The following is a 15,501-nucleotide window of genomic DNA, read 5'->3' as shown; positions in this document are numbered from 1 at the left end:
TGATCTATACTTCTCCCCAAAATATTTCAGTTTCATAATCGAATAGAACAAAACCATCCTGATTATTCCTATCAAATAGATTTCGCAGATCCGTCATCATCGGTTTGTAATTGGGATGCCCAGGTACAGGGCTGTAGGAAGATGATAGCAACCGGCCTCTCAAGCCCTCGAAATCAAACTCCTGGCTCATTCTGAATCGCACCTCATGCATCGTACCTTCCTTGAAAAAAGAGTGAAGCATCGACTGAGAAATGTTTTTATGATTAACTTTTACGTAGTCGGTTCCGTATGTATGGAGCAGTTGATCGTACTCTTCACGAAATGTAGTACCGCTTGTAAGACGGGAATTCCAGATTAGTATTACTCTCCCGCCCGGCTGTAGAATTCTACGAAACTCGGTTTGCGCTGCTAAGCGATCAAACCAGTGAAACGCTTGTGAGCAGACAATAAACTCAACCGACTGATCAGGTAATCCAGTAGATTCTGCAGAACCTGATATACTCTGAAAGTTCGGATTGCTTTCTAACATTTGCTCGGCGGCTACCCGCATTGCCTGATTCGGCTCGACCGCAATCACATAGCTTCCGCGTTCCAGAAGTAGTTTTGAAAAGATGCCTGTACCGGAACCGATGTCAGCTATTTTACTGTTCGAACGCAAACCGACGTAGTAGTACAAATAATCAACAGCCTCTTTCGGATAGCTCGGGCGATACTTCAAATATGAATCAACCCGGTTCGAAAAGCTTTCTTTACTGTTCATCTCACGTCACTCTCCTAGTATTTCTTACTTTCATTTAGTGAAGTGTATTTTTTAATTATTAAACTCTTGTGTCACTTCTCTTAAGTCGTTCCTAGGGCATTATATTTCATTTACTTTTATCCAAAAAGTGTAACTTGCGGTTTTCTAATTTCATGTTTTTGATTTGATCATTTCCATGCTAACCTCCCTATATGGAGAATCGCTTTTCTCTTAAATGCTCACGTTTTCTTAGATTTTGACCAAGTATTCTTCTTCTCAAATAGCATCTAGATGGAACGAAGTTGTGAATGAAGAAAATTATAGGGCTGGTAAAAGCACCAAAAGTCTCTACTTAGACCACCTTCCGTAAAAAATAGTTAATTCGGTAAAGTATGGTTGAACCTTTGAATCTCCACATATGCTCATGTTGATTATTTCTCCTAGTAAGCCATAGATGTAAAAAAAGAAATCAGCTTTCGAATGGTATTTTAAAAAAAAGAAATCGTCTGTTTATATATTTTTGAAAATCAGGATTAAATTTCTTCTATAGAAACTTGTTTTCTAGGACTAAATATGTTGTTTCTTAGCAAAATACACACCGCACCCAATATCAATGATAGTAATCCCCCTACTACAATGTATTGTGTACCGATTATTGATATAAATAATCCACCTACAGCTGTACCAATTGTTGTTCCTATATTAGCAGATGATAAAAATAATCCATTAGCGAAATCAGGAGCTTTGGGAGCTGCGGACGTGATCCAATATTGAGCGATATTACCTCCAACACCAGCTAATATTCCCCAAACCAAAGTAATGATAGCCATAGGTACAGTGAACTGTCCAAATGAGAATAACAAGATGTAAACTGCTCCTAATGTGAAAGGAAAAATTGCTACTGTCTTGATGGCATTTTTAGTAAGTAACTTCCCAGCCACAATGTTTCCAATAACATTTGCCCCACCGTATACTACTAACATTAAACTAATCGTTTTCCCTGAAATATTAGTAATGGTTTCAAGATACTCAGCTAGGTAACTGTAAACCCCAAATATTGCTGAATTTATAAAAACAACTGCGGCAATGGAAATCCAAGTAATGGAATTTTTCAATACGCTTAACTGTGATCCGTAAGTAAGTCTTTCCTTAACAGGCATAGATGGTACGAATAGCAATGTAGCAAGGAATGTTAAAGCATTAATGATAGCAAAGAATAACATGGCCATTTCAAACGAAGTTTCACTAGCTATAAAACTAGTAATTGGCACACCAAGTACCATACCTGCAGATACTCCCAACATTATTTTGGAAACAGCTTTTGGAGCTTTTTCTTTGCTTACTGAGTTAGCAGCTACTGTCAATGCCATTGAACAATAAATGGGATGAAAAATAGCTGGAATCACACGAGCAATTAATGCAATTGTAAAGTTAGATGCAATTATCGAGACTAAGTTACCCAAAACAAACACACCAAGTACAAGTAACATTGCCTTTTTGCGATTTATTCCTGAAAACAATAGCGGCATACTTGGAGCAGAAATTGCAACCACAAGTGCAAAGAGACTCACAAACAATCCAGCTTTTGATACACTGACATCATAATAATCAGCAATCAAAGGCAATATACCAATAACACCCATTTCAGTATTCAAAATACCGAAAACTCCTACCGCCAATATAAATATAAGCAAATTACTTCGTTTATCCATAAAAAGCATCTCCAGCCTTCCTTGTATCTTTACTATTTTCTAAACAAAGCAACAATAACTCTTAAAGTCGACTTTAAGTCAAGCGATAATCTAAAATCACTAGAACAAGATGAGAAAGCGCTGTTGCATTAAAGTGCACTTTAAGGTCTATAATAAAACCTAACTGATGATCACATTAATAAGAGCAAAATAATTATAAGTATATATGGAGGATTCAAATGGAAATTCATATCAAAGAAGCAGCAGATAAGATAGGTTTGCCTGCACATACACTCCGTTATTATGAACAAGAAGGTCTTTTACCTTTTATAAAAAGGGATGAAAATGGAAATCGTATTTTTAACGAAGCAGATTTATTATGGTTAGAGCTTATTGTATGTTTACGGAAAACTGACATCCCTCTTTCAGAGTTACGTGCAATCGTGGAGTTAACAAAAGTAGGAGATAGCACTGCCTCGCAACGCAAACAGATATTTGAAAAGCATAAAGAAAAAATGATGGAGAAACAACGAGACTTGGATAACGCTTTTATAAAAATTGATTTGAAAATAGAATACTACGATGTATTAGAAAAGAAGTACTACAAAGAAAATCTTAAATAAGAGCTTTTTTAATAATTTTCAAAAAGCCCTTGCCTTAAAGTCCACATTAAGGATTAAGCTAATCTTGCTATTAAAATAAGTTGATCCGAGTTACTTCTTCAATCAACTTATTATTTTACCAAAGAAAGGATTGTATTATCTATTATGTGTAATAATCATAAAAACATTTCTACAACACGTGTTCTAAGTGTCCCAAGTGCAAGAGCACCATTTGAAAAGATCATTATTGAGCGAAGAGATTTACGGCCAAACGATATCTTAATAGATATTAAATTTAGTGGCATTTGCCACTCTGATATTCACAGTGCATTCGGTGAATGGGGTGGCGGAATATTCCCCATGGTTCCTGGTCATGAAATTGCCGGAGTCGTAAAAGCAGTAGGGACAGAAGTCACCAAGTTTGTTGTTGGAGACCGTGTTGGCGTTGGCTGCTTTGTTGATTCCTGCGGAGAATGCGAATATTGTCTCATTGGAGAAGAGCAATATTGTACGAAGGGTGTAGTCAACACATATAACGGTCTAGACTATGATGGTAATCCAACATACGGAGGATATAGCCAAAAAATCGTTGTAAAGGAAGGGTTCGTTGTCCGTATCCCAGACGGTCTGGATATGGATGTGGCAAGTCCACTATTATGTGCCGGCATTACGACATTCTCTCCTTTAAAACACTGGAATACTGGCCCAGGTAAGAAGGTTGCCATTGTCGGAATGGGAGGTCTTGGCCACGTAGCAGTTCAATTTGCTCATGCCATGGGTGCTGAAGTATCAGTATTGAGTCGCTCTATTGATAAGAAAGAAGAAGCATTGAAATTTGGCGCAGATCATTACTTTGCTACAAGTGAACCTGCTACATTTAAAGAATTAGCGGGTCGTTTTGATTTGATCTTAAACACCGTGTCTGCAAATCTGGATGTTGATGCGTATTTATCACTACTGCGCGTTGATGGGACACTTGTAAATGTTGGTGCACCAGCCGAACCCGATAAGTATCATGTATTTTCCTTAATTATGGGTCGTCGCAGCATTTCAGGTTCACTTGTTGGTGGAATTCGTGAAACACAGGAAATGCTTGATTTCGCAGCTGAACACGGTATTTCCCCTATGATTGAAGTGATAAGTGCAGACCAAGTCGAAGAATCGTATGAACGTGTTCTCAAAAGTGATGTGCGGTATCGGTTCGTTATTGACATTTCTACTTTATAACTCGCAATGATCCTTTATATCCACTTAAACCGGACCTGATGAAAAGAAAAAAAGCCATCGTTTAGTTAGATCAAAACGATGGCTTTTTGCTATTTGATTACCAACTTTAAGTCCTTTGTAACACCGTGTCATACTAAGATCGTTCTTTCAACGACCAATAAATCATACTTACCCGTTAGTTCCGAAGGAATAAACTTATAGCGCTCTAGCAATCCTTAAGCGGAATGGAAAATTCAACATAAAAAGGATGAAGTTCTTCATTCAAGCAAAGCTCAATTCTTTGCTTGAAATTCCCCCAACTTACCATCTCTAATGCTGTTTCGATTGGAAAAAATCCTACTTCCAAAGACTCAGCGGTAGTTGTTAATTCTCCTCCGACCGGTCTGCCTAAAAATAAAGTGTTACAAATACTACTACTTACATTTTGAAAAATACCACAAAACTTTGTCACTTCTATATCTATACCGCTCTCTTCCTTTGTTTCCCTTATCGCTGCATCTTTCAATGATTCACCTTCTTCAACCTGCCCTCCTGGCATTTCCCATCCTCGTTTAGGTCCTTTTATCAATAATATTTCGTTACGCTCATTAACTACAATTGTTGCCGCAGAAACTATATGTTTTGGAGCCACTATATCGTCCTCCCCTTTTAAAATTAACAAAACTAGATTACCACTAATTTCCTATAGCTGTATACTGCCCTTTTGGGGCAGACCGACGCAGACTGCGTATTGACGCTAAACATTTCCATTCATAGCTTTCTCTCTGGTAAAATAGAGAAAATCATATTTTACTTAGGAGGCAGGCGGCAACGATGGAACAAGAGCTAAGCGCACAGATATTGCAGTGGCACGAGGATGACGAACACCAGCAGATCGTAGACACTCTGATGAAGATTCCTCCAGCGGACAGAGATTACGATATGATCAGCAGCATGGGTCGGGCTTATAACAATCTGAGTTTGTATAAAAAAGCACTGGAACAGTTTGCTATCATAGCTGAGCAGGGAAAAAATGATCCGTTGTGGTATTTTCGAGTAGGCTATTCCTACTATTACATGAAGCGGTATGAGGAAGCAGTCGGTGTGCTAAGCACCGCGCTAGAGCTGGATCCTGACGATCGGCATTCAGCCAGATTTCTAGACTGGAGCCAAAGCAAATGGCAAAAACAACAAAAGACTGAATCCCTGCGCACGCTCAGCAAACAAAAGAAAGACCAGGGAGCGATCCCTTTTGAAGGTATGGATCTCGACAGCTTCTGGGAAGACAGTAACTATGCTAGAGAACAATATGTCTCAGATCCGCCTACAGATGAGCTGATTTCTTCTGTAGAAGAAGAACTCGGCTATAAGCTACCGGCAGCCTACATCGCTCTTATGAAGCATCAGAACGGTGGCATTCCCCATAATACATCCTTTCCGACAGATGAAGCTACCTCTTGGGCTGAGGATCATATTGCTATAACAGGAATTATGGGGATCGGACGCGACAAAAGCTACTCTATCTGCGGTGATCTCGGCAGTCCATTCATGATTGAAGAATGGGGTTATCCGGATATCGGCGTGGTAATCTGTGATTGCCCTTCGGCAGGGCACGATGTTGTGATGCTGGACTACCGTCGCTGTGGGAAGGACGGCGAACCTGAAGTCATTCATGTCGATCAGGAAGATGATTACGAGATCACATTTCTGGCACCCAACTTCGAGTCGTTTATCCGCGGTCTGGTGAATGATGAGGATTACGACACTACTGAAGAAGATAAAAAGAACGACCTGCGCAAAGTGGCTGAAGGAAAATTCTCTCCACTGCTCACGGAACTCTGCGGTCAGGCCTCTGAGGTTGACGGGCTGGAGTCCAAAATACGCAGTGTCTGTACCCGGATCGTCCAGGAGAAGAACCATTTCTCATTTCATGCGGATGAGCGGTCTCATCTCATGTACGATGTCCAGTTCTGGCTATATACCAACGCTTACCCGACTACCAGCCGTCAGCAATATCTGGATACCTATGAGCAAATGATCGCTTTCGGCGGTGAATTCGGCCAAGGAGGGTACGCTCCTGGCTTCATCAGCGATTGGCTGGATGGGCGGATCGCGGAAGGCCTTATCGTTGAGGAGAACAGGGTTCTCCGCTTCACGGACGAGGCACGCAGTGCGGTTATAGTAAAGCTTTCCGCGGAAGCAGAAGCTGCAAAGTCATTGTCAGCTGCAGGAGAAACGAAGGATGTGGCCCCCTTTACCATCGTGAAACAAAATAATGGCGGCAAATCTGTCATTCTGACGGTCGGTAGCTATTTGGCCGAACTATTCGACACCCGGGCAGACGAGGGGTTCGAAGGCAACGGTTACGATTGGGCTTCATTGGCGGCGGTGTTCTTGAATGAGCGGATGCCGGAACTCGCGGAAACGATTCATTTTGACCCGGAAGCAGATATGTTCTGTGCCTACTCGAGTAATGGAGTCGCATTAGAACAGTTCGCATGGGCGTTCAAATTCGCTTGTGAGGATGAGGTGCTTATTTACGATCTATTCACTCGCGCAGAATTGGATTGAGCTAATCATTCGGACAATTCCAGTTATGAATTATCCAGTATTAAATCGCCATTTAGATCAACATCCTCGAAATTATCATTTTTCAAATGAATGATAGAGCTTTTAATACTAGCACCTAACTTCTAAATTTTTATAATTATTCATCTTATTTACTTTTAGCACTGTTAGGTCTACGATCAAGAAGCAGCCGATCGTTGTCATCGGCTGCCTCTTAATTTACTGCCATCCGACGAACTAAGCCTCGCAGATCTGTCTGTTAGCTGCTTTACATTCTTCTTCGATTAACTTATAGATCATTATTTTTTCATTATCAAAACCAATAAACTCTTTTGATTTATGATGATAGTTGTATGGATTTATTTTCTCGTCTTCGAACAGTAAACGTCCACTATTTATATCATATATTTTCATTCCTGTTTCCTTTAAACAAGAGAACAAATATGTATCCATAAAAATATTACCTGACGATATTGGAAACTCCTTAACTACATTTCCTGTCTCCAGATTAATCACTCTGAAAATCCACCCATGTCGCTCATCCTCATCAATGAAATCATAATTTCTTCTACCTACTAATCCAATCTCGTTATCACTTACCCAGCATAATGGATCGTTCCAATCCTCTTTTCCACTCCAGAGATTTTTTTTGCTCGTTCCATCTTCCGATTCCCATCGATTTTCTATCCATTCAAGAATGCTCCAACCTGTCACACACCCCGCAGGGTGCCACACCCATCCATTATCAACAATCCATTTATTATCAGGTGAAACTACGAGTTGGCCATGAAAATAATCTAAATAATGTTCTGAATTACTTGATTTGCTTTCAGTTAATTCATATTCCGGATCATTTCTATCAGTTAGTACTTGATAATCGATTGGATTTGTAATATCCAGTCGATTCCATTTTGTACCATGAATTAATAAAAGTTGAGCATTATAATTGACAAATGCAACCGGAAAAATGGTTTGTTCATTATAATAATCATCACGATTAAATCGCATTATGGTCTTCATTGAAGTAATATCTATTACAATTCCCTCTCTACCAAAAGTATTAAATACAGCAATTAACTCAGCATTTGGCGAGACAAGTAGAGAGACTTTCTCTTCAAATGATATTTCTTCATTATCAAAAATAAATAGCTCTTTAAACACATTCTCATTTGTATCCAACTCGATAATTTTCATGGTTGTAGTAAGAATCAGAAATTTGTTACATTCATTAATTATTGGTTGTACATCAATAATATGTTCTTCATTTCCCTGTATTGTTTTTGTTTCAAACTGAAATGTTTTTGTCATTGGGTCACCCTACTATAATTTATTTAAATTCAGCTAACGTCATATTTACGAACTTCGAGAACGTTCCATATATTACGTATTCGAGAATTTCATTAAACTGACCTGCCCGTTAGCTTAATAAAATGAGCAGGCCACCGCAGTGCCTGCTCATCTATGCGTTATTCAACTAATATTTCTTACCAATCAACATTTTAAAGTCCATAGTGACTCTTTTCAGATTCATCTGTAACACTTTTTCTATGCGTTCCTTGGAAGTTCCCCAGGATAATGGTGTCATACCGAGCAATGGTTCGATTAAATGTTCACTCAGGTTTACTTGATATCGAATACTTTCAACATCTAGTAACTTGAACTGTTCGTTGAAGTGGTTAATTGTAAGTGAATTTGAATAAACCCGTTTATCTGATCCCTCATAAAAGATTTCTCTTAATTCTTTTAGATAATCCTGTTCAGGGACGATTTTAATTACCAAACCATTATCACCAATCAATCTCTGAAATTCTGAGTAATTTGCCGGTGAAAGAATGTTTAAAATAAATTTAAATTGCTGATTTGCAAACGGACAGTTTGCAATGTCCGCGACACACCAAATAACATTTGAATATTCAGCTGCAGCAAAACTAATTCCCTCTTTTGAAATATCAATCCCTACAGCCAAAAGAGGGTTGAGTTTTTTCTTATTTATTTCTATTTGTATGTTATTTAAGTGAGAACCTTCTCCACAACCTGCATCCAGTATGCTTAAAGGTTCATCGCTCGGGAGTTGACTCATTATAATTTCACTTACCGCTGCATGTAAGGGATTAAATAAACCACTTTTGCTTATTACCCTTCTATACTCGAAGATTTTTTTATCATACTTAGTATTACTGGTTCCAGACAATAGGTTTATATATCCTTGCTTGGCTATATCAAAACAGTGCTGATTGCAACAAACTAAACTTTGTAAATGGATCATTCGCATCTGTTTTTTACATAATGGGCATATAAATATCTCCTGAGAGTTTTCAATTTTCTCAGCGCTCATCAACTTTTTACTTTTTTCGAACACAAAAAAGCACCCTTCCATTCGTTTTAGGTGAATGAAAAAAGGTACAGTCAAATAAACCCTAGCCATTTTGTATAAAAAAGCCGGGTTATGTGAGCTGCACCTTTCACTACCTTAAACGAATGAACTTGATGATCATGGTTTGAATCTCCCACATTTTATTATTTTAAAACACTCTTATATTAGCATAACTCGCTTTTATGAGAAACCATAATACTAAACTGCCCGTTAACTTAGAAGAGGCAACCGATCGTTGTGATCGGCTGCCTCTTTGTCTTTATTGATCTATCGTTACCATTAGGATTTCTATAAAACGAACGAGCTACTCTAGAGTATATTGTTCTTATTGGCTGCCCTGCTCAGCTTCCGACTCTACGTTCGTAAACCAGAACGTATTACTGGTTTCAGAATCGCATCCGGTTAGCTTGTAATGGGAGCCTAACTCCTTGTCCTCCTCGAGCTCAATGCCTCGGCACAACGTGCTCGGACGACCTGCATTGCTGCCGAACCCGTCACGCGAGTTGTCGTACGTATACGTAATCACTTCAGCCCCGTCATAGACTAGCTCATAGAAGATCGGGTCACCTTCAATCGTATACTGCGTAATACGCACTTGATCCGGCACGCCAACATCTAGATTCGCAAGAAACAGCTTCCACTTGTCGAGATTGTACATTTTCCCGTGAACGTTCACGATATCGCCGTTCTCCGCTGCTTGGTCGGCATCATAAGGGTTAGACACAGCGGGAAACGCTTCCGGCTTCGCTAACGGCGTAAACGTCTCCCCCGGTGCAGGAGCAGTAGTAGGATTAGTCATATTGTCACTAGGTCTGCCCGACTTCTCACTGCAGCCCGATAGCAGCACTAATACTGCCGCTAATGTTAACACCCATTTAATCATGGATTATCACCTCACATTTAAGAACGTTATATCGAGTACGATTGTTTCAGTCGTACATGCGCTTTTGTTTCTGCAGCTGCCGTCGTGTTTTATTGATCTATCACGTCCCGTTAACGTAATGATTTACTGCCATCCGACGAATTACTCTCGTAAGTGTCCTCATGAATCCGTTAACTCGAAATGCCTCTGCTGACTGAGGATCGGTGAAAACGATCTTTTGCGTGAACATATATGAAATCCATTTTACGTAGCTCTAACCGAATACCAATTCTTATTCAGTTTTTTCACTTCCATAAAGTCTCCGCCAAAAAGCATTTCATCAGGGGCGCTATCATTAGCGGTATAAATAAATCCAGCCATATTACCTAATATTCCACGATAGGCATAAAAAAGAATTTGAGCACTCTGTCCGTATCCTTGAACCACGATCTCACCACCGCCTTTGGAAAGTTTCTTATATTCCTCTGGCAAACGAATCAATATTTCATTATCAGATACATTCGGTTTCAGTGTGCCATCCAATACCATTCGAACTACATCTTCTCTTTCTTCCTTATTGAAGCGATAATCTAAATCTAAAACTATTGAGGTAAAAGGAACAATTAACACCAAAATAAAAATAAATAGATTCAACAAAAAAGGTATTCCTCTTCTTGCCCTATTGAAGGATTTACTTACGACAAAATACACAAAAACAATCAATGAGCAAATAAAGAAAATAATATAACCCAGTATCTCAATAAATGGCGAAAAAAAAGAAGTGAGGATATCAGCTAAAGTAAAGCGATAGATATTCAGAAGCAATATTATCATTGATCCAATTATTGCAATCGAAAGCATGAAATAGAATATTATTTTCGATTGATTATTCTTAATTCGCTTTATTTCATCCTCTATGAGATTTAATTCATCCTCCATGAGACACCTCCATAACAAAAGTTTTTAAGTGAACTTCCTAGATCGTCTTATTTACGAACTTCACGAAATTTCCATATTTATGGTATTCGTTACGCGAACTAAATAATCCTGTTCGTTCAATGAAACGCTAACACAAGAAATTGTTTCACCATTATTATACATTTAATTAAAAAATGGCATCAAATTCAAGCGTCGTTTTTATCGTGTTGATCAATTTTTCACTATCATTTTGAATGCTTTTTTTCATGTTCATTTAAATTTTCCACATTACTCTGACAGATATAGCTTTACTTGTTACATTTCGAACAGCTTTACGTATTAACCAAGGGAAATATTTAAATGTGTTTGTTTATTACGCTATAGTAAACGTTTGATATAAAATTTTTGGAGGTTTGATATGCCAGATTTGTTGTTGTTGCTATTCTTGTTTAACTTATCCTTATTTCTCCTGCATGAAATGGATGCAATTCGTCGTTCGGAATGGAAACTATTTTTCTTTCTACAAGATATGGATGATGCAAAAGCCTATAAAGTGTTCACCTTTATCCATCTCCCCCTGTACACAATCATACTCGCTTTACTTTTTAGCCAATATCAGACGATTACGTTTTGGGTGCTAGACATCTTTCTCATGATCCATGCGATTCTGCACTTATTTTTCGAAAAGCACTTTCGGAACGAATTTAAAAATACATTCTCTCGTTTCATTATCTATCCGATGGGAATTCTTGCTGCTATTCATTTATTATTAATTGCGAATCCGTAATTTCTCACTTAGTTCTTGGCGATTGTACAAGGAAGGTATCTCCGGTATCGGCCCTCTCATATAACTTGAATCTGGCTTCAGGCTTACGTAATGGGAGGAACAACCAAGGCTTTTCTTGAAAATGGATAACTTACACTAAATTGACCCAGTAGCAATTATTCTGTACAATCACTCATAACCCCAGTATCCAAGCAGCTTTGTCATTGCTCAAACCTGCCCGATAGTTCAATAAAAAGAGCCGGCATCGCAGCACCTACTCATCATGTGTGTTATTCCACTATCGTTACCCATTAGCTTAACATCTCAGAGTTCATTTCCAATTCAAGAATCTCAATCACTTCGACTTGCCCTAGCCTTCTTGACCCTGTCATGAAATAGCCGATGACTCCTATATTAATTCGATGTACATGTACTTCGCGTCTCATCTCGTGGAAAAGTATCCACATTCTTGCAGTACCTTGATTAGGCACATGAAGGCAATTGTCGAGAATAACGTTTCCGAAATAATCTTCAAATTCAGGATGAATCGCAAATATACCCGACTCTTTAATGTTATCTCCGTCATATGAAAAATCACAACGCAAACCTTGAAAAACGGGATTTATTCTGCCACCCTCTTTTTCGGAATAAAGCCGATACCTTACTCTAAAATCAGGAGGATGATTTCTGACTTTTTCATATGGAACCCAGATATCCATAATCTAGTTTTATCTCCTTATGCGTACAAACTTATTACCTGTTCATCTTCATATTTATTCTATCAAGAATTACTAATTCCTTCCAAACAATTAACATCTTGTCATAGTTCATGATAACAAAGATAAGTCATATTATAGTAATATGTGAAATTTGGTTTACTCCTAATATTTTAATACTTTAACAATTCGGAGTTACGATGTTATTTCCAGCTTATTAATTTCGATCATTAAACTAAACTGCCCGTTAGCTCAACGAGGATGCCGATTCATACCGGCAGCCTCGTCATAGTAAATGTTAAGCTATAGTTCCCCGTCCCTCGGTTTTAAGGGTTTATCTCACATATACTCACTCATTCGCAGGATTTCGTCACCTTGGATCGAGTCCATCTCAGGAAGCAACGCAGTTGATGCCGGTTGAGGTGGTGGGCTGGGCATGCGGAAATAGAGGAATACTCAGGAAATATTCCCCAGGCTAACTCTACTGCACGCATACTCCACATGATCCCTGGAGGTTCACCCTCCCACAACTCAACGGGTCAATGCCCTTACATTCCTTCGTTATACCTGTCCAAGGTGTGGAGACCGATAGCGTTTAGCGGATGGGTCAGAGCCCTTTTGGGGAACGAACTCGGTCCTCCGTGCTTTCTTTGTGAAATCCTGCGAATGAGTCAATATACGTGATGCTGCTTAGCTTAAGCTGCTTCTGTCCAACTCAGAACGGTTTTCTCTGGCGTGAACTTTTCTCCCCGTTGAACAATACCAACTAGAATTCGTGCCAGCTTTCCTATTAACTTAAATATGGATTGTTGCTTTTTCATTTTCTTTTCTTTCACATTATGCTCATGCAGATGGCGGAATACGGGGTTGTTCCAAACGAGCTGAACCGTCGCGAGATATAGATATTTTCGCAGGGCTGAGTCTCCTCGTTTCGAAAGAACAATTCGTCCTTTTCGCTTTCCTGACGTACTTTCAGCCAAATTCAGGCCAGCCTTTCGTAATACCTGACGTCCATGCGCATACTGGCTTAAATCTCCTGTGCCTGCTAGTATGGCCGCGGTGAAGATCTTACCGAGACCTTTTATGGTGCGAAGTTGCTGTGCCATTGGAATCTCAGAAAGAAGGGATTCGATGTCCTTTTCAATCTGTTCAAGCATGGTGCTAACTCGTTCATATTCTTCAATGAGCCTTTTTAAATCTGCCTTCGATTCTTCTACAGCGGTTCGATCTCCGACACTGCATTTAGCGTGAGCGATGAGCTGTGCAGCCTTCTCAATCCCCGTAGAACCCCCAGCGCGCTGCATATGGACTCGCCAAGCATTGATGATGTCCTGTACAGTATACGTCTCCAAATCCTGTGGGCAAGGGAATGTCTTGAGAGTCGCCAATGATCGCTTACAGGTCCAATCTTTGAATACGGATGGATACTCAGGAAAGCGAATGTCCAGCCAGCGTATGATTCGATTCTGCAGGCGTACACTGTTCGACACCCAGAATTCGCGATCACTCATTATGGTCCGTAAGCGTTGAAACACAAGCGATTGACGCGTGTACTCATAGTAAAAGCCCCGACTTACTGAATCTGCGATGACAAGTGCATCTTTGGGGTCGTTCTTTGATGGACTGTTATCTCGATTTTCTTTATTTCGCTTCGTCGTAGCAGGGTTAACCATAACCACGTGTAATCCCTTATCTGATAACCAGTTTGCTAGGTTAAACCAGTAATGACCGGTTGGCTCCATGCCGATGATGAGCCTCTTTAATCGATGTTTCTGCTGTAACTCCGTCATCCAGCGGCTTAATTTTTCAAAACCTTCGATAGAATTCGAAAACGAGAGATGTCGTTTTGAAATGACGATTCCTCGGAAATTTGTGGACTGTGCCACGTGAGTTTCTTTGGCCATGTCAATTCCTACGACGAGATGCGAGGTGGTAATTTGTTCAATCCGTTGATTTTGTGCGTCTGATTGCTTAAACTTCATAGTAAGAGCGCCTCCTTGATGTGTTGTCGACAAACCCATCATACCGAGGCGCTCCTTTTTTGACAAAGGCTATTTCTTAGCCTTAACAGGAATGTTTAGCGTAATGACAAATGATACGGTTCACCATTAATAATTATAATTAATTGATACTGTGAAGAGCGTGAAGTGCATCCTGTTTATCTTTTAAAAAAGGGGCTCTAGTAATCCAAACTTATAGCATAAGGGTTTTCTTTCTTAAAAAATCCCAAGTTACATCGATCGAAAAAAATAATATCGAGGAGCCAATGGATATTAACGTGAAAGAAACACTAAAGACAATGAAAAACGAAGCTGACAAAACATGAAGCAATAGTGAAGCTAATATTGGATATTTAGTTTTCTTTCCTAGATTATCAGATACAATAGACGCTGGTATACCATACAGCAGGACACATGGCGCTATATACATAAACAACCATGGAATATTTGAAAGAATTAAGCTTTTTGGAGAAGAGGCTAGTATTGAAAATAAAGCTGTTATAACAAACGAAGATATTAGTCCAACAAGTATTTTCTTTGTTATCATAAATGCCTCCTGATGAACCAGATAATATTCCTCGGGGTATCTCTTAACATTTATCAATCGTTCCTTATTCTGTTTAAATAATAAACCTACAGAATACCCTTGGATAGTTCAAACATTCATGGAACCTATTTTGAACACGAGAAAACGGCAGCCTTCACCGGCTGCCGTCTCTTCGTGTTCATAGAATTTTCGCTTGCAAATTGATGTGCCCAGCTACATTGATGATCTAGAATTCTCTGGTCTTTCGATTTTCAGTTTAAGTCCTTCGGATATCACTACGCTATCCTGCCCGTTCGTATTATGAGGTCACCAGAAATTACTGGTCGACCTCATTTTTGTGTGGTCGTAAGATAGCGGTAGCCGGGGATCGAACGTTTCTGCCCGTGAGACTTGGATCTCGAGAGCTATTCCGTTCATCCCCCCTACTTGTTAAACCATGATTAGGCTAGTTGGGGCATGACCCCGAATCACATGCGATAATGTGGACGACAAGAAGGTTAGGGGCTTCCGGC

The 15,501-nt window shown here is 39.4% G+C and carries 14 protein-coding genes; 4 read left to right on the top strand and 10 right to left on the bottom strand.

Translation table 11 applies throughout. The annotated features are described in order from the left end of the window. Positions 1-4: 4 nt before the first annotated feature. Positions 5-760, bottom strand: coding sequence for a class I SAM-dependent methyltransferase (locus AC1DOV_RS30065; protein ID WP_477551816.1), 756 nt, complete (start codon positions 758-760; stop codon positions 5-7). A 512-nt stretch (positions 761-1,272) separates the two neighbouring features. After that, positions 1,273-2,451, bottom strand: coding sequence for an MFS transporter (locus AC1DOV_RS30060; protein ID WP_477551815.1), 1,179 nt, complete (start codon positions 2,449-2,451; stop codon positions 1,273-1,275). A 218-nt stretch (positions 2,452-2,669) separates the two neighbouring features. Here AC1DOV_RS30060 and AC1DOV_RS30055 point away from each other — a divergent pair, with 218 nt between their 5' ends. After that, on the top strand, positions 2,670-3,053 hold the full coding sequence (locus AC1DOV_RS30055) for a MerR family transcriptional regulator (protein ID WP_441911906.1): 384 nt from the start codon (positions 2,670-2,672) through the stop codon (positions 3,051-3,053). 144 nt (positions 3,054-3,197) lie between these two features. Next, on the top strand, positions 3,198-4,259 hold the full coding sequence (locus AC1DOV_RS30050) for an NAD(P)-dependent alcohol dehydrogenase (protein ID WP_477551814.1): 1,062 nt from the start codon (positions 3,198-3,200) through the stop codon (positions 4,257-4,259). A 205-nt stretch (positions 4,260-4,464) separates the two neighbouring features. On the opposite strand, the gene AC1DOV_RS30045 is transcribed toward AC1DOV_RS30050, so the two are convergent. Continuing rightward, the gene (locus tag AC1DOV_RS30045) at positions 4,465-4,893 is read right to left on the bottom strand and encodes an NUDIX hydrolase (RefSeq protein ID WP_339209560.1); all 429 of its coding nucleotides are present in this window, start codon (positions 4,891-4,893) and stop codon (positions 4,465-4,467) included. Positions 4,894-5,072: 179 nt separating this feature from the next. Here AC1DOV_RS30045 and AC1DOV_RS30040 point away from each other — a divergent pair, with 179 nt between their 5' ends. After that, entirely contained in the window at positions 5,073-6,809 is a 1,737-nt protein-coding gene (locus tag AC1DOV_RS30040; protein WP_477551813.1) for an Imm51 family immunity protein, read from the top strand. A 234-nt stretch (positions 6,810-7,043) separates the two neighbouring features. Here AC1DOV_RS30040 and AC1DOV_RS30035 read toward each other — a convergent pair whose 3' ends face one another. The 4 genes from AC1DOV_RS30035 to AC1DOV_RS30020 form a co-directional block, all read right to left on the bottom strand. After that, positions 7,044-8,114 carry a hypothetical protein gene (locus tag AC1DOV_RS30035; protein WP_477551812.1) on the bottom strand — a complete coding sequence of 357 codons (1,071 nt, stop codon included), beginning with the start codon at positions 8,112-8,114 and terminating at the stop codon, positions 7,044-7,046. 166 nt (positions 8,115-8,280) lie between these two features. Then, positions 8,281-9,165 (bottom strand): putative RNA methyltransferase, encoded by an 885-nt coding sequence (locus AC1DOV_RS30030; RefSeq protein WP_477551811.1) that lies wholly within the window; start codon positions 9,163-9,165, stop codon positions 8,281-8,283. Positions 9,166-9,505: 340 nt separating this feature from the next. After that, entirely contained in the window at positions 9,506-10,063 is a 558-nt protein-coding gene (locus AC1DOV_RS30025; protein WP_477512047.1) for a DUF4362 domain-containing protein, read from the bottom strand. Between the two features lie 243 nt (positions 10,064-10,306). Further along, the gene (locus AC1DOV_RS30020; protein ID WP_477551810.1) at positions 10,307-10,981 is read right to left on the bottom strand and encodes a hypothetical protein; all 675 of its coding nucleotides are present in this window, start codon (positions 10,979-10,981) and stop codon (positions 10,307-10,309) included. 397 nt (positions 10,982-11,378) lie between these two features. On the opposite strand from AC1DOV_RS30020, the gene AC1DOV_RS30015 reads away from it, so the two are divergent. Then, positions 11,379-11,747 carry a DUF6713 family protein gene (locus AC1DOV_RS30015; RefSeq protein ID WP_477551809.1) on the top strand — a complete coding sequence of 123 codons (369 nt, stop codon included), beginning with the start codon at positions 11,379-11,381 and terminating at the stop codon, positions 11,745-11,747. A 290-nt stretch (positions 11,748-12,037) separates the two neighbouring features. Here AC1DOV_RS30015 and AC1DOV_RS30010 read toward each other — a convergent pair whose 3' ends face one another. From AC1DOV_RS30010 to AC1DOV_RS30000, 3 genes are all read right to left on the bottom strand, one after another. Next, positions 12,038-12,445: a hypothetical protein gene (locus AC1DOV_RS30010; protein ID WP_477551808.1), complete on the bottom strand. Its 408-nt coding sequence runs from the start codon at positions 12,443-12,445 to the stop codon at positions 12,038-12,040. A 692-nt stretch (positions 12,446-13,137) separates the two neighbouring features. Further along, positions 13,138-14,424 carry an IS110 family RNA-guided transposase gene (locus AC1DOV_RS30005; protein WP_477551839.1) on the bottom strand — a complete coding sequence of 429 codons (1,287 nt, stop codon included), beginning with the start codon at positions 14,422-14,424 and terminating at the stop codon, positions 13,138-13,140. 211 nt (positions 14,425-14,635) lie between these two features. After that, a complete protein-coding gene (locus tag AC1DOV_RS30000; RefSeq protein ID WP_477551807.1) occupies positions 14,636-14,989 on the bottom strand; it encodes a hypothetical protein in 354 nt (117 codons plus the stop codon). Positions 14,990-15,501 lie beyond the last annotated feature (512 nt).

The organism is Paenibacillus sp. 01T47, from assembly GCF_056398245.1.
Note: the sequence above shows the minus strand (reverse complement) of the source record. Positions and strands in the feature narration are given on the sequence as shown.

Excerpts from the sequence above, each read along its gene's own strand:
- AC1DOV_RS30065 (WP_477551816.1), bottom strand. The coding sequence starts at position 760 with ATGAACAGTAAAGAAAGCTTTTCGAACCGGGTTGATTCATATTTGAAG.
- AC1DOV_RS30060 (WP_477551815.1), bottom strand. The coding sequence starts at position 2,451 with ATGGATAAACGAAGTAATTTGCTTATATTTATATTGGCGGTAGGAGTT.
- AC1DOV_RS30055 (WP_441911906.1), top strand. The coding sequence starts at position 2,670 with ATGGAAATTCATATCAAAGAAGCAGCAGATAAGATAGGTTTGCCTGCA.
- AC1DOV_RS30050 (WP_477551814.1), top strand. The coding sequence starts at position 3,198 with ATGTGTAATAATCATAAAAACATTTCTACAACACGTGTTCTAAGTGTC.
- AC1DOV_RS30040 (WP_477551813.1), top strand. The coding sequence starts at position 5,073 with ATGGAACAAGAGCTAAGCGCACAGATATTGCAGTGGCACGAGGATGAC.
- AC1DOV_RS30035 (WP_477551812.1), bottom strand. The coding sequence starts at position 8,114 with ATGACAAAAACATTTCAGTTTGAAACAAAAACAATACAGGGAAATGAA.
- AC1DOV_RS30025 (WP_477512047.1), bottom strand. The coding sequence starts at position 10,063 with ATGATTAAATGGGTGTTAACATTAGCGGCAGTATTAGTGCTGCTATCG.
- AC1DOV_RS30020 (WP_477551810.1), bottom strand. The coding sequence starts at position 10,981 with ATGGAGGATGAATTAAATCTCATAGAGGATGAAATAAAGCGAATTAAG.
- AC1DOV_RS30015 (WP_477551809.1), top strand. The coding sequence starts at position 11,379 with ATGCCAGATTTGTTGTTGTTGCTATTCTTGTTTAACTTATCCTTATTT.
- AC1DOV_RS30010 (WP_477551808.1), bottom strand. The coding sequence starts at position 12,445 with ATGGATATCTGGGTTCCATATGAAAAAGTCAGAAATCATCCTCCTGAT.
- AC1DOV_RS30005 (WP_477551839.1), bottom strand. The coding sequence starts at position 14,424 with ATGAAGTTTAAGCAATCAGACGCACAAAATCAACGGATTGAACAAATT.
- AC1DOV_RS30000 (WP_477551807.1), bottom strand. The coding sequence starts at position 14,989 with ATGATAACAAAGAAAATACTTGTTGGACTAATATCTTCGTTTGTTATA.